We start from the raw sequence: 12,852 nt of genomic DNA, 5'->3' as shown, positions 1-12,852 counted from the left end.
GGGGGCGGACTACTGTCGGTCGCTTGTGACGTTTTCACGACCGTACGGGGACGGTGGACCGACCGACGAGCAGCTCCGGTCGGGGCACCAGTGCGGGCACCGCGGTCCGAGAGACGGCCACCGTCGGCCGGCGACTGAGCGAGTCGCCGCCACCGCATCGCGCCGCAAAATCACAGACGGCGCGGCAGTCCGCCGCGTGCGTTATCGGCTATTCACAGCGCTTTTATACGCACCTCCGGTCATATATGTCGAATGTCTCGCCCGGGCGCTATCTGCGTCGTCGCGCTCCTACTCGCCGGCGTCGCTCTCGTTCCGGCTGCTGGGTCGGCGCAAACGTCGACCCACCTCCAGACGCCGGCGGGGTTCGACTCGACGACGTTCCGCGTCACCGTCTTCGCCAACGGTTCGGCGACGTGGGCCATCGAACACCGGACGCCGCTGGAGAACCAGTCCGAGCGCCAGCAGTTCGAGGCTTTCGCCGAGGAGTTCGAGGCCAACCAGACGCGGCTGTACGCGGACTTCGTCGACCAAGCGACGGCGCTGACCCGCTTCGGGGCGAACGCCACCGGCCGGGAGATGGACGCCGCCGGGTTCGAGCGGTCGGCGGGCGTCGTGCCGGGCCAGAGCGTCGGCGTCGTCAGGATGTCGTTTCGCTGGACCGGCTTCGCCGCCGTGACCGGGGACCGCGTCGTCGTCAGCGACGTGTTCGAGGGCGGGTTCTACGTCGGGCCGGACCAGTCGCTGGTGTTCGAGCGAGGGCCGCAACTGGCGTTCACCGAGGCGCTCCCGACGCCGGACTCCCGGAGCCAGCCCGACTCGCTGGCCCGGAGCGTGAGCGTGACCTACAACGGCGAAGCGTCGTTCGACGACCGCCGCCCGTACGTGGCCTACGGGCCGCGCGGGCTAGTCGGACCCACGCCGACGCCGGCGACGGCCGTGTCGTCGGCGGACACGGGCGAGGCGACCGACGCCGAGAGCGCGACGCCGCCAGTTCGACGGAGCGACGCCCCGTGGCTGCTCGGACTGGCCGCCGTCGCCGTCCTCGCGTTGGGCCTCGCGCTCGCGTGGCGCAGCGGCGCGGTCGAGGCGATCGTCGAATCCGTCGGCGACGACGGGACAGACGGTGACGCCCCGGCCACGGCGGCGGAGACCGGCACGGAGACGCCGGGAACGGAGTCCACAGCCGCGGCCGACGCGCCGGCGACCGAACCCGTCGCCGACGAGGTTGCGCTGACCGATAGCGACCGGGTCATCGCCCTCCTCGAAGCCAACGGCGGGCGGATGAAACAGGTCGACATCGTCGACGACACCGACTGGTCGAAGTCGAAGGTCAGCATGCTCCTCTCGGACATGGAAGAGGCGGGCGAGATTAGCAAACTCCGGGTCGGCCGCGAGAACATCGTCAGCCTCGCCGGCGAGGAGCCCGACGCCGCCGGGTCGCCGTTCGACGACGGCGGCGAGTGAGAAACCCCAACAGGGCGGGGTTGAAGCGCAATGGTTATACGTTCATCCTCGCAACAATCGGATGCGCTCCGTTGGTGTAGTCCGGCCAATCATATCACCCTCTCACGGTGATGACCAGGGTTCGAATCCCTGACGGAGCACTTCTCTGTATCCAAGTACCCAGCGACGGTGAGGTCGCCGGATACCGAATGCGGTAGTGAGACTATCGAGAGGTGAGCCGACGGTCCCGCCGTCAAGCGAAAGGCATACCCCGACCCCATCCCGAGGCGGGTCTGTGTCAGACGAACGCCGCCGCGGGAGCCGCGTCGACCGCCTCGTCGCCGACGGCGTCGAACGGGCGCGTCGGGGACCGACGCCGTTGGTCGCGGCCCGTGCGGTCGCCGTCGTCGCCGTCGTCGCCGTCGTCGCCGTCACCGCGGGGGCGGCGGCCACGTACGACCCGGGCGACGACATCGGGATTCAGCGCGGGACCGTCGAGTCGCCGGTCGACAACACGACCGTCGTCAGCGTGCAGGGCTACACCTTCGACGGGAACACGAACCCGAAGAAGCCGGCCCGCCTGTTGGCGGTCGACGGCAACGGGACGACCGAATGGATATACGAGAGCCGGCAGGGGTCCGACGCGTGGTTCTTCGACGTGGACCCGCTGCCCGACGGGAACCTGCTCGTCGTCTCGCCGCGGGCCGGGGACACGCTCGTCTACGAACTGAACCCCGACACCCGGGAGCGGGTCTGGACCCAGCGGTTTCCGTACACCGACACCCACGACGTGGACATGCTCAGCGAGGACGAACTGGTCGTCGCGCACATGCGAGCGTGGAACGAGTCCCGCGGCGTGAGCAACGACGAGGTCGTCGTCTACAACCTGACGACCGACACGGTGACGTGGCGCTGGCGGTTCCGGGACCACTACCCGAACGACACCGACGGCGGGATGAACGCCGACTGGAGCCACGTCAACGACGTGGACGCCGTCGGCGAGAACCGGTTCCTGCTCTCGCCGCGGAACTTCGACCAAGCTATCATCGTCAACCGGACCACCGGCGACATCGAACGACGGCTCGGCCGCGACGGCGACTACAGCGTGCTCAACGAACAGCACAACCCCGACTACTTCGTCGGCCCGGACGGCACGCCGACGCTGCTGGTGGCGGACTCGGGCAACGACCGCGTCGTCGAGTACGCCTACCTGAACGGCTCGTGGGAGCGGACGTGGACGCTCGGCACCGACGGCGCGCTCAGTTGGCCCCGGGACGCCGACCGCCTGCCGAACGGCAACACACTCGTCGTCGACAGCCTGAACCACCGCGTCATCGAGGTGACGCCCCGCGGACGCATCGTCTGGGAGACCTACGCCACGTGGGGCCCGTACGACGCCGAGCGGCGGGGCACCGGCGACGAGTCCAGGGGGCCGACCATCCGCGAGCAGGACGCGACCGGCGCGTACGCGGTGACGAACAGCGCCGGCGCGCGCCCCGGGACCGGCGACAACCTCCGCGTCAACGGCTGGGTCGCGGCGGCGTTCGAGGGGACGCCCCTCGCGGACCCCGCGGCTGCGTTCGCCCGGCTCTGGGGCCACTACGTCCCGTGGCTCCGCCCGGTCTGGCTCTCCTCGTGGGAGTTCGCCGGGGTGCTCTGTGGCGCGGCGCTCGTCGCCGCGTGGGGCGGTGCGGAGGTCGTCTACCGGCGCGGCCGGCTCCGGTCGCTGGTCCGGCGGTGAGGGCGGGGACTTTCTTGGTCTCGGGTGCCGTCGCTCGTGACGTGAGTTCCCAGACACCCGTCCTCGTCGGTGCCATCGCGGCGTTGCTTGGCCTGAGCGCGTTCTTCTCCAGTTCCGAGATGGCGCTGTTTTCCGTCCCGCGCGAGTGGCTCGAAACCGCCGCCGAGAGCGACGACCGGGCCGCCCGCGTCGCCGCGGTACTGGAGCACCCACACCGACTCCTCGTGACGATTCTCGTCGGCAACAACGTCGTCAACATCGCGATTTCCAGCCTGCTGACCGTCCTGCTCGTCGAGCGCTTCGACCCCGGCATCGCGGTCGTCGTGACGACCGTCGTCGCCAGCAGTGTCGTCCTCGTCGTCGGCGAAATCGTCCCCAAGTCGTACGGGCTGGGCCACGCACAGACCCACTCGCTGCGCGTGGTGGTGCCGCTCCGGTACGTCGAGTTGGCGCTGTACCCGGCGGTCGTCGTCTTCGACCTGCTGACCCGGCGGCTGTCCGAACTGGTCGGTGGCTCACCCGCTATCGAGGACCCCTACGACGACGAGAGCGTCACCGACCGATGAGCGCGGCGACACTGCCGGCAGCGTGCCGGAACCGGCCGGCGAACCCGCGGACGGAGAACCGCGAGTAGTAGAACTCGACGCCGCCCCACGAGAGGGTGGCCGCGAGGCCCAGCGCCGCGAACGCGAGGTCGCTGAACCGGACCCACGACGGCGAGACGTACAGCAGGCCGTTGGCGACCAGACTCGGCACGACGTCTTTCAGGCCGAGCCAGAACCGGTCGACGGGCGAGCGGGCCTGCGGGCCGCCGCTGTCCCCGTCCGCGTCCGTCGCGTTCGCGACCACCGCGCTCGCGTTGCCCGGCCGCTCGCGCACCGTCTGCCGGTACCGGGCCGCCGGCCCGCCGGCGGACTCGTCGCCGGTGCCCAGCCGCTCGGCGTCGTAAGGCATCCCCACGTCGGCCGACCACGTCACCTCGTCGTCCGGACCGACCTCGGCGACGCGGTCGCCGTGGGAGTCGACGACGAGCGTCCCGCCGTTCGGGAGGCGGTCGGCGTCCCGGGGCCACTGGAGGCGCACGTCGACCCAGCGCCACGACCGCTCCCAGCCGTCGTCGGTCCGCTGGTACTCGACGATGCGGCCGTTCTCGGAGTCGGCCACGAGGACGGCCGGCCCGCCGCGTTCGGCGGGGATGTAGTCGGGGTTGTGCTGCTCGTAGAGGACGGAGTGGTCGTCGTCGGTCCCGAGCGTCCGGCTCTCGTTGACGGCCCAGCCGTCCGGTCCCTCCTCGATGAAGATGACCTCGTCCATGTTCCGGGGGCTGACCATGACGCTGCCGTCGTCGAGCAGTTCCACGTCGTTGATGTGGGTCCAGTCGCCGGCGTTGCCGCCCTGCGAGCGGTTGTAGTGGGCATCGGCCGACCAGCGCCACTCCACCTCGCCGTCGCGGGTGTCGACAGCGTAGACGCCGTCGTCGACGATGTCCGCAACGACGAGGTGGGTGTCGTTCAGCCGGTCCACGTCGTGCCAGCGCGCGGAGTAGATGCGCGGGGTCACCTCGGCGTAGACCGTGCGTTCCTCGCCGGTCGTGAGGTTGACGCGGTTGACGACGTTGCGCGTGCAGTCCTCCGAGGAGACGTTCGCACAGGCCGCGCCCGGGAGGTGTTTGGCCGCGACGTACTCGACGGTGTAGCGCTGGCCGGGCACGGGGTCGACGTCGAAGTAAACGCGGTAGCGGTCGTCGTAGTGTATCAGCGTCCCGTTGGCGAGAAACGCTGCGATTTCGGCGCGCTCGTCGCTGACGTAGAACCCCTGCGTGGCGACGACCGTGACGTTCCGGTCCAGCGCCGCCACGGCGTCAGTGACCCGTTCGGTCGACCAGTTCTGGCCCCGCGTCGGCCCGTCCCGGGCGCGGTCGAAGCGCGACTCGACGGCCAACTGCCGGCCGTCGGTCTGGACCGTTGTCCGTGCGTCGGTCGCGTTCGCGTCGGGGGAACCGTCGGAACCGCCGGCGGCGACGCCGGTCGTCGTGGCGTAGGAGTAGCCGACGGCGGCCACGGAACAGAGGAGTATCGAGAGCAGAACGGCTCGGGCAGTCGTTCGTCTGCGGCGGCTCATCGGTTGTCAGCCGAGCAAACGACCCACCCCCGGAAAGGTCTTGTGTGACTCGGGATGGACGGCACACCGTTTTCGGAAGCAGTGGGTTTTTGGATTAGCTGCGTCTAATGTTTCGTATGCTGAGCGCGAAGATGGAGGACTATTTGAAGGCGATATACCGGCTCGAACGGGACGGGGAACCGCCGGTAGCGACTTCTGCGATAGCGGAGACGCTGGAGGTAACTCCGCCGACGGCCACGAGCATGGTCGAGAAGCTGGAGGAGCGCGGGCTGGTCGAACGCGAGAAGTACAAGGGTGTCACGCTCACGCCGGAGGGCGAGACCATCGCGCTGGAGGTCGTCCGCCACCACCGCCTACTGGAGACGTTTCTCACGGAGGAACTGGGCTACGACTGGTCGGAAGTCCACGAGGAGGCCGAGACCCTCGAACACCACATCAGCGAGGAGTTCGAGCGGCGGGTCGCGGCCGCGCTGGACGAGCCGGAGGTCGACCCCCACGGCGACCCCATCCCGAGCGACTCGCTGGACCCCGTCGACGAGGAGAGCGGGACCACGCTCGCGGACCACGGCGAGGGCGCTCGCGTCGAAGTGACGCGCGTCCGCGACCGGGACCCGGACGAACTGACCTACCTCGACGAGGCGGGCATCACGCCCGGCACCGTCCTGACCGTCCGCGAGGTCGCCCCCATCGGGATGGTGACGGTGGCGATAGCCGGTTCGGACCCGGTCTCGGTGCCCGACCACATCGCCGACGCAATCCACGTACAGCGGGCCGACGACCGCGCCGCCGGAAACGACCGGGTGACCGAGGTGTGAGCGATACGACGTGGCTCGGCGTCGTCGCCATCGCCGCCGGCGCACAGCTCGCGGTACTCCCCGGCGAGAAGGTCCAGTTCATCATCGCCGGCCTGTCGACGCGGTTCAGCCCCGCCATGGTCGTCGCGGCCGCCGGGACGGCCTTCGCCGGCTGGACGGCACTGGAAGTCGCACTGGGACGGGCAGTCACGCAGCTCCTGCCCGGAATCTACCTCGATGCGCTCACCGCCGTCCTGTTCGTCGTCTTCGCCGTCCTGCTGGTGCGGACCGCGCCGTCGGCGGACGAGGACTCGCCCCCCGACGCCGACGCGGGATACGGAACGCTCACCGACGGCGGCGAACTCGACGTGCGCGTCCCGGTGACGAACTGGCGAGTACCGAACAAGTTCGGCGGCTTCCTCCCCATCTTTGCGATGATGGCCTTCGGGGAGTTCGGCGACAAGACCCAGCTCGTCACCGTCTCGCTGGCCGCCCAGTACGCCGCGTTCCCGACCGCCATCTGGACCGGCGAGATGCTCGCTATCATCCCGGTGAGCATCGTCAACGCCCTGTTTTTCTACCGGTTCTCCCACCGGTTCGACCTCCGCAAGGCCCACCTCGCGGGCGCGGCGCTGTTTGGCTTTTTCGCCCTCGACTTCGCGCTGAAGGTCACCGTCGGGTTCTCGGTCTGGGAGACCGCGGTCGGGGCTCTGGCCGGCGCGCTCCCCGTCTGAGCGACTTCCAGTACACTCTTCTCTCGTCGGCCCCGACGGACACGCAGTGAGCCAGTCGCCACGGTCGGGACCGACGCGACAGCCCCGGGGCCTCCGGGTCCGCCTGCGCGCGCTCCGGCGAGCCGTCGTCGTCGCGTGGCAGTTCGTTCCCCTGCTGGTGGCGTGGGCCCGCGACCGGCGGCGCTTTCTCGTCGTCGGGCGCTCGCGGTCGGTCGACGCCGCCGAGCAAACTCGCCGCGCTCGGGCACTCAAGGATACCTTCGTCGACCTCGGGCCGGCGTTCGTCAAACTCGGACAGATGCTGTCGACGCGGCCCGACGCGCTCCCCGCCGAGTACATCGAGGTCCTCGCGGAGCTACAGGACCGGGTCCCGCCGGCCCCGTGGACCGACATCGAGGGCGTCCTCGCCGCCGAACTCGGTCCGGTCGAGGAGCGCTACGACGAGTTCGACACGGAGCCCATAAGCGGCGCGTCGCTGGGACAGGTGTACGAGGCCCGCGTCGACGGCCGACGGGTCGCAGTGAAGGTCCTCCGGCCGGGCATCCGCGAGCGCGTCGAGTCCGACCTCCGGGTGTTGGCGACGTTGACGCCGCTGCTCGCCCGCGGGGCCGAGCCGGCACAGGCCTACACCTTGGAGAACCTCGCCGAGGAGTTCGCGGCCACCATCCGCGAGGAGATGGACTACGGCCACGAGGCGCGGATGCTCGACGAGATCGGCGGGAACTTCGCCGACGCCGACGACGTGGCCGTCCCCGACGTACTCGGGAGCCACACGACCGACCGTGTGTTGACGATGAGCTACGTCGACGGCGTCAAGATAGACGACGTGGCGCGCCTCGACGAACTGGGCGTCGACCGGCGGGAACTGGTCCGCCGGCTGGAGGAGACGTACATCCAGATGATAGTCGAGGACGGGCGGTTCCACGCCGACCCCCACCCCGGGAACCTCGCCGTGCAGGCCGACGGGACGCTCGTCTTCTACGACTTCGGGATGACCGGCCGCCTCGGCCCGACGACGCGCCGGCAACTGCGGGAGTTCTACGTCGCGCTCGCCACGGACGACGTGGAGCGGGTGATGGACGCGTTCGTCGCCATGGGCGCGCTGGACCCGGCCGCGGACCGCGAGGTGATGCGCGAGGCGTTCGAAATCGTCATCGACCAGTTCCGTGGCGAGGACGTGAGCGACTACCGCATCGAACAGCTCGTCGGCCAGTTCGAGGCCCAACTGTACGAGTTCCCGATGCGGTTGCCACAGGACCTCGCGCTCGTCGTCCGGGTGACGACCGTCTTGGAGGGGGTCTGCCGGACGCTGGACCCCGACTTCGACTTCATCGAGGTCATCACCGAGTACGTGACCAGCGAGGGGATGGGCGACGCCGGCGGCGCGGTACGCGAGGAGGTGGGCGAGCGGGTCGGGGACGCCGGGCGCGCCGCCGTGACGACCGCGCCGCGGGTCGAGTCGGTCCTCGACGCCGCCGACCGGGAGAGCCTATACCTCCGGACGCTGCTGCGGGACTCGGACGACCACCTGCGGACGATGGCCCGCCGCCTGCTGTTGGGACTGGCCGGGAGCGCGGGGGTGCCAGTGACGGCGTTCCTGTACGCCGCGGGGGACTGGCGGACCGCGGCGGTCTCGGCCGGCGCTACGGCGGCGGCGTTCGCCGCCCTCTCGTGGTCGTTCCGGCGGCGGCGCGGGACGCTGGCGACGCCGCAGTTCACGCGCCACGACATGCGACAGCGCGAGGACGGTTAGACGAGCAACTGCACGTCGGCGTCGGCCATGTGCCGGAGCGCCGTCGCCGCACCCACGCCGGTCGTCACGCCGTCGTAGAACTCGTCGGTGTCGTAGTCGAACAGTTCGGTCGTCATCTCGCAGGCCTGCAGGTCCACGCCCATGTCGAGGCTCGTCTCGACGAGTTCTGCGACGGTCGCGGTCCCGTTGGCGGCCATCTCGCGGTTCACGTACCACGTCGCCAGCGCGTCACCGCCCGGGAGCGCGCCGAGCAGGTTCGGCATCGGCATGCTGGGGTTGCCGACGGCGCTGAGACGGAGGTCCTGCGAACGCTCCTCGTGGAGAACGTCGAGCGCCCAGAACGTGTGAAAGACCGTCACGTCCCACCCGAAGGCCGCGGCCGTACTCGCCAGTATCAGCGGCGGATACGCCATGTCGAGCGACCCCTTCGTGGCGACGATGGTCATCTGCTTGGCCTCGTCGTCCCGTAGCGACTCGACCGTCGACTCCAGTTCCGCGACCCGCTCGCGGAGTAACTCCACGGTCTCCCGATCGGCCGGCACCGCGTCGTCGGTAGCCTCGTCGTCGGCCGACGCAATCGGTTCGCTACTCATTCGCCGGTCCGCTCGACGTAGTGGCGGTAGACCGTCCGTCCGTCAGTCTCGGACTCCGTCTGTGCGCGCAGGGCGACCGACGCCACCGAGGCCGCCCAGCCGTCGATATCGCTGACGCTGCCGGCGTCCGTCGCCAGCACCTCCAGCACCTCGCCCGCCGCGAGGTCGTCGACGGCCTGTCTCGTCCGCACGACCGGCATGGGACAGGACTCGCCGGTCACGTCTATCGTCTCCGCCACGTCGTCTGGGACAGTTCGTTCAGACATGTATTGTGCAAGTAGTGCAATACTTGCTATCGAATATAAATTCTTTGGATGATTTTCGCCCCTCTCAAACTTCATAGTTATCTCTTTCCCGCCTCTATTGTAGTAGTGTTGCAAGATATCCACAACTCTTTTTACGCCACACCGGCGTAGGTGAACTACAGCATGAGCGAGAAACCGTTCACCGTTCCGGACGACGTAGCGACTATCGAACCCGACGCGCTGTACGAGCGGCTCCGCGCGGGCGAGGCGTTCGGCGTCCTCGACACGCGAGCGCCGGCCGACGTGGACGACTGGCGCATCGACGGCGACGCGGTCGCGTTCGAGAACGTCCCGTACTACGAGTTCTTGGACGACGTGAACGACGAGGCGCTGGCGGCACTTCCCGACGCCCGCCCGCTCTACACCGTCTGTGCGAAGGGGCTGTCGAGCAAGTTCGTCGCGGGCGCGCTCGACGACGCCGGCGTCGACGAGGTGGTCGCCGTCGCCGAGGGCATGGAGGGCTGGGAGCGCGTCCTCGAAGCCACGGAGCTGTCGGCCGACACCGACGCGACCGTCGTGCAGTTCTACCGGCCCTCGTCGGGCTGTCTCTCCTATCTCGTCGTCGACGACGACGAGGCGGTCGTCGTGGACCCGCTGCGGGCCTTCGCCGACGAGTACGTCGCCGCCGCCAGCGAGCGCGGGGCCGAACTGGTCGCGGCGGTCGACACGCACGTCCACGCCGACCACGTCAGCGGCGTCCGGGCGCTCGCGGCCGACCACGGCGTCCGCGCGGTCGTGCCCGCGGCCGCCGAGTCCCGGGGGGTCGACTACGACACCGGTTACGACACCGTCGCCGACGGCGAGACGCTCTCGGTCGGCGGCGTCACCGTCGAGGCGGTTCACACGCCCGGCCACACCACCGGGATGACCTCCTATCTGGTCGACGACGCCGTCCTGCTGACCGGCGACGGCCTGTTCGTCGAGAGCGTCGCCCGCCCCGACTTGGAGGGCGGCGACGAGGGCGCGCCCGACGCCGCCCGACAGCTCTACGAGACGCTCCACGAGCGCGTCCTCTCGCTGCCCGACGAGACACTCGTCGCGCCGGGGCACGCGAGCGACGCGGCCGAGCGGGCCGCCGACGGGAGCTACTCGGCGATGCTGGGCTCGCTCGCCGCGGAGATGGACGCGCTCGACCGCGACAGGGAGGCGTTCGTCGAGACCGTCCTCTCGGAGATGCCGCCGCGGCCGGCCAACTACGAGGACATCATCGCTGCCAACCTCGGAGCGCGGGCGGTCGACGACGCGTCGGTCGCCGAACTCGAACGCGGCCCGAACAACTGCGCGGCGTCTACCGACGCGATGACGGGGCGGTAGCGTGGCCGTCGAAGCGCTCTTCCCGAACGGGTGGCTGCACTACCTGTTCGGGGGCCTGCTCATCGGCGCGGGGACCGTCGTCGTCTACCTCTCGACGGGTATCATCGCCGGGGCAAGCACGTTCCTCGAATCGACGCTGTCGTACGTCTCCGACCGCGCGCGCTTCCAGCAACGCCGCTTCACCGCGACGCGGGACTGGCGGGTGGTGTTCACGCTCGGTATCGTCCTCGGCGGGGCGGCGTACGGCCTCGCGTTCGGCGAGTTCGGGTGGACGACCGACGTGCAGTGGTGGCGGCTGCTCGGCGGCGGCGTCCTCGTCGGCGTCGGAACCCGCCTCGGAAAGGGCTGTACGTCCGGTCACGGCGTCTGTGGCGTCGGTTCGCTCTCGCGGGCCTCGCTGCTCAACGTCGCCACGTTCGTCGCCGTCGCCGTCGGCACCGCCCACGTGGTCGCAGCGCTGGGGGTGACGCCGTGAGCGACGACCGCCACCCGCTGTTCGCGCCGGCCGTCCTCGTCGGCGGCGTCGTCTTCGGCTTCGGCCTCGGCCTGAGCCAGATGTATCGCCCGGAGGTCGTCTTGGCGTTCCTCCAACTGACTGACTTCGGCCTCGTCCTCGTCATCGGCGGGGCCAGTGCCGTCGCTGGGACGGCGTTCTGGGGACTCTCCCGGACCGAGCGGCGCGCGCCGCTGACCGGGCGGGCGTTCGGCCGTCGGCTGAAGACCGTCGACCGGAACGTGCTGGTCGGCGGGGCCGTCTTCGGTGTCGGCTGGGGTATCTCGGGCATCTGTCCCGGCGCGGCCTACGCCAGCCTCGGGGTCGGTAACGTCACGATACTCTACGCCGTCGCCGGGATGTTCGCCGGGGCGTACCTACAGGGAGCCGTCCGCTCGCGGGCGGCCGGTGCCGAGGGCGACGGGGAGAGCGGCGTGAGCGACACGCCTAACAGCCAGCGGCGGGGAGGGTCGGACAATGCCTGAAGCCATCCGCCGGATGCTAGAGGAGGACCACGACTGCGAGTTCCTGCTGGACTGCTTTCACGGGCTGACGGACCTCGACCGGCGCTGTTTCGCCGCGCTCGTCGACGCCGACGCGGCGTTGACGGTCGACGACCTCGCCGACCGCGTCGACCGCGACCGGACGACGGCGTACCGCTCGGTCCAGCGGCTGCTCGACGCCGACCTCGTCACGCAGTCGAAGGTCGGCGGCGAGGGGAGCAGCTACCACCACGTCTACGCCCCCCGCGACCCGGACGCCATCGCCGACCGGATGCAACGCGACCTCAACGACTACTACGCGGAGATGGGACAGCTCATCCGACAGTTCCGCGAGAAGTTCGGTGAGCGGACGGGATGACCGACGAGGAGTTCGACCCCGGCGGCGAGCAAGAGCGCGCCCTCGGGGAGGGGCTGTTCGAGCGCGACATGGGGCCGAGTTCGTCGATGGCGCACCTCTATCGCGGCGAGGTCCACCGGATGACCCGGTGGCGCGAGCGCCTCGACCGTACGACCAACTGGGCGGTCACCGTCATCGCGGCCATCCTCACCTACGCGTTCGCGGACCCGACGAACCCCCACTACCTCGTGCTCGTGGGACTGGTGACGCTGGCCGTCTTCCTCGGCATCGAGGCCCACCGCTACCGCGGGTTCGACGTGTGGCGCGCCCGCGTTCGGCTCGTCCAGCGCAACGTCTGGGCGAAGGGGCTGGACCCGAGTCGGCCGGTCGCCGACGCCGCGTGGCGGCGGAAGCTGAGCGACGACTACGACCGGCCGACGCTGAAAGTGCCCTTCGAGGAGGCGCTGGCCCACCGGCTCCGGCGCGTCTACCTCGCGCTGTTCACCGTCGTCACGGCCGCGTGGGTGGTCCGCGTGACCGCCTTCGCTCAGTCGGGCCCGTGGCCCGCGAGCGCGCGGGTAGGGATGGTTCCCGGCGTCGTCGTCACGGCAGCCGTCGTGCTGGCCTACCTCGCGGGCGTCGCCGTCGCCGTCCGCCCCCGCCGCTGGCACGGCCGGTCGGAACTGCGGGAGTGCGTCGTCGACGACTGGCGCAACTGAGC

The 12,852-nt window shown here is 70.0% G+C and carries 14 protein-coding genes and 1 tRNA gene; 12 read left to right on the top strand and 3 right to left on the bottom strand.

Annotated features, from left to right (window positions below):
* Positions 1 to 252 precede the first annotated feature (252 nt).
* The 4 genes from ACV7JO_RS05270 to ACV7JO_RS05255 all read left to right on the top strand — a co-directional run bounded on the left by ACV7JO_RS05270 (position 253) and on the right by ACV7JO_RS05255 (position 3,750).
* Complete coding sequence (locus ACV7JO_RS05270; RefSeq protein ID WP_470355292.1) at positions 253 to 1,464, top strand: helix-turn-helix transcriptional regulator; 1,212 nt, start codon at positions 253 to 255, stop codon at positions 1,462 to 1,464.
* A 65-nt stretch (positions 1,465 to 1,529) separates the two neighbouring features.
* A tRNA-Glu gene (locus ACV7JO_RS05265) sits at positions 1,530 to 1,604 on the top strand.
* 218 nt (positions 1,605 to 1,822) lie between these two features.
* The gene (locus tag ACV7JO_RS05260) at positions 1,823 to 3,184 is read left to right on the top strand and encodes an aryl-sulfate sulfotransferase (RefSeq protein ID WP_470355756.1); all 1,362 of its coding nucleotides are present in this window, start codon (positions 1,823 to 1,825) and stop codon (positions 3,182 to 3,184) included.
* 119 nt (positions 3,185 to 3,303) lie between these two features.
* A complete protein-coding gene (locus ACV7JO_RS05255) occupies positions 3,304 to 3,750 on the top strand; it encodes a DUF21 domain-containing protein (protein WP_470355755.1) in 447 nt (148 codons plus the stop codon).
* Here ACV7JO_RS05255 and ACV7JO_RS05250 read toward each other — a convergent pair.
* On the bottom strand, positions 3,737 to 5,305 hold the full coding sequence (locus ACV7JO_RS05250; RefSeq protein WP_470355291.1) for an aryl-sulfate sulfotransferase: 1,569 nt from the start codon (positions 5,303 to 5,305) through the stop codon (positions 3,737 to 3,739). The two genes, ACV7JO_RS05255 and ACV7JO_RS05250, sit on opposite strands and share 14 nt — an antisense overlap.
* A gap of 116 nt (positions 5,306 to 5,421) precedes the next feature.
* Between ACV7JO_RS05250 and ACV7JO_RS05245 the strand changes: the two genes are divergently transcribed.
* From ACV7JO_RS05245 to ACV7JO_RS05235, 3 genes are read left to right on the top strand one after another with little or no spacing between them, the layout of a single operon-like run.
* The gene (locus tag ACV7JO_RS05245) at positions 5,422 to 6,120 is read left to right on the top strand and encodes a metal-dependent transcriptional regulator (protein ID WP_470355290.1); all 699 of its coding nucleotides are present in this window, start codon (positions 5,422 to 5,424) and stop codon (positions 6,118 to 6,120) included.
* Complete coding sequence (locus ACV7JO_RS05240) at positions 6,117 to 6,833, top strand: TMEM165/GDT1 family protein (RefSeq protein ID WP_470355289.1); 717 nt, start codon at positions 6,117 to 6,119, stop codon at positions 6,831 to 6,833. The genes ACV7JO_RS05245 and ACV7JO_RS05240 overlap by 4 nt, the downstream gene beginning before the upstream one ends.
* 46 nt (positions 6,834 to 6,879) lie before the next feature.
* On the top strand, positions 6,880 to 8,586 hold the full coding sequence (locus ACV7JO_RS05235; protein ID WP_470355288.1) for an ABC1 kinase family protein: 1,707 nt from the start codon (positions 6,880 to 6,882) through the stop codon (positions 8,584 to 8,586).
* Here ACV7JO_RS05235 and ACV7JO_RS05230 read toward each other — a convergent pair.
* Together ACV7JO_RS05230 and ACV7JO_RS05225 are read right to left on the bottom strand one after the other, a co-directional pair.
* Complete coding sequence (locus ACV7JO_RS05230) at positions 8,583 to 9,179, bottom strand: DsrE/DsrF/DrsH-like family protein (RefSeq protein WP_470355287.1); 597 nt, start codon at positions 9,177 to 9,179, stop codon at positions 8,583 to 8,585. The genes ACV7JO_RS05235 and ACV7JO_RS05230 overlap by 4 nt on opposite strands.
* Complete coding sequence (locus ACV7JO_RS05225) at positions 9,176 to 9,445, bottom strand: sulfurtransferase TusA family protein (protein WP_470355286.1); 270 nt, start codon at positions 9,443 to 9,445, stop codon at positions 9,176 to 9,178. Before ACV7JO_RS05225 ends, ACV7JO_RS05230 begins: the two co-directional genes overlap by 4 nt.
* Positions 9,446 to 9,607: 162 nt before the next feature.
* Between ACV7JO_RS05225 and ACV7JO_RS05220 the strand changes: the two genes are divergently transcribed.
* The 5 genes from ACV7JO_RS05220 to ACV7JO_RS05200 are packed head-to-tail and all read left to right on the top strand — an operon-like array spanning position 9,608 to position 12,850.
* Entirely contained in the window at positions 9,608 to 10,798 is a 1,191-nt protein-coding gene (locus ACV7JO_RS05220) for an MBL fold metallo-hydrolase (RefSeq protein ID WP_470355285.1), read from the top strand.
* Between the two features lies 1 nt (position 10,799).
* Positions 10,800 to 11,273, top strand: coding sequence for a YeeE/YedE family protein (locus ACV7JO_RS05215; RefSeq protein WP_470355284.1), 474 nt, complete (start codon positions 10,800 to 10,802; stop codon positions 11,271 to 11,273).
* Positions 11,270 to 11,776 carry a DUF6691 family protein gene (locus ACV7JO_RS05210; RefSeq protein WP_470355283.1) on the top strand — a complete coding sequence of 169 codons (507 nt, stop codon included), beginning with the start codon at positions 11,270 to 11,272 and terminating at the stop codon, positions 11,774 to 11,776. The genes ACV7JO_RS05215 and ACV7JO_RS05210 overlap by 4 nt, the downstream gene beginning before the upstream one ends.
* On the top strand, positions 11,769 to 12,152 hold the full coding sequence (locus tag ACV7JO_RS05205; protein WP_470355282.1) for a helix-turn-helix domain-containing protein: 384 nt from the start codon (positions 11,769 to 11,771) through the stop codon (positions 12,150 to 12,152). Before ACV7JO_RS05210 ends, ACV7JO_RS05205 begins: the two co-directional genes overlap by 8 nt.
* Complete coding sequence (locus tag ACV7JO_RS05200) at positions 12,149 to 12,850, top strand: DUF2270 domain-containing protein (protein ID WP_470355281.1); 702 nt, start codon at positions 12,149 to 12,151, stop codon at positions 12,848 to 12,850. Before ACV7JO_RS05205 ends, ACV7JO_RS05200 begins: the two co-directional genes overlap by 4 nt.
* The last annotated feature ends 2 nt before the right edge of the window (positions 12,851 to 12,852 follow it).

The sequence above is a fragment of the Haloarcula sp. MBLA0138 genome (assembly GCF_055632455.1).
The sequence above is the reverse complement of the archived record's forward strand: the minus strand, read 5'-3'. Positions and strand labels throughout refer to the sequence as shown.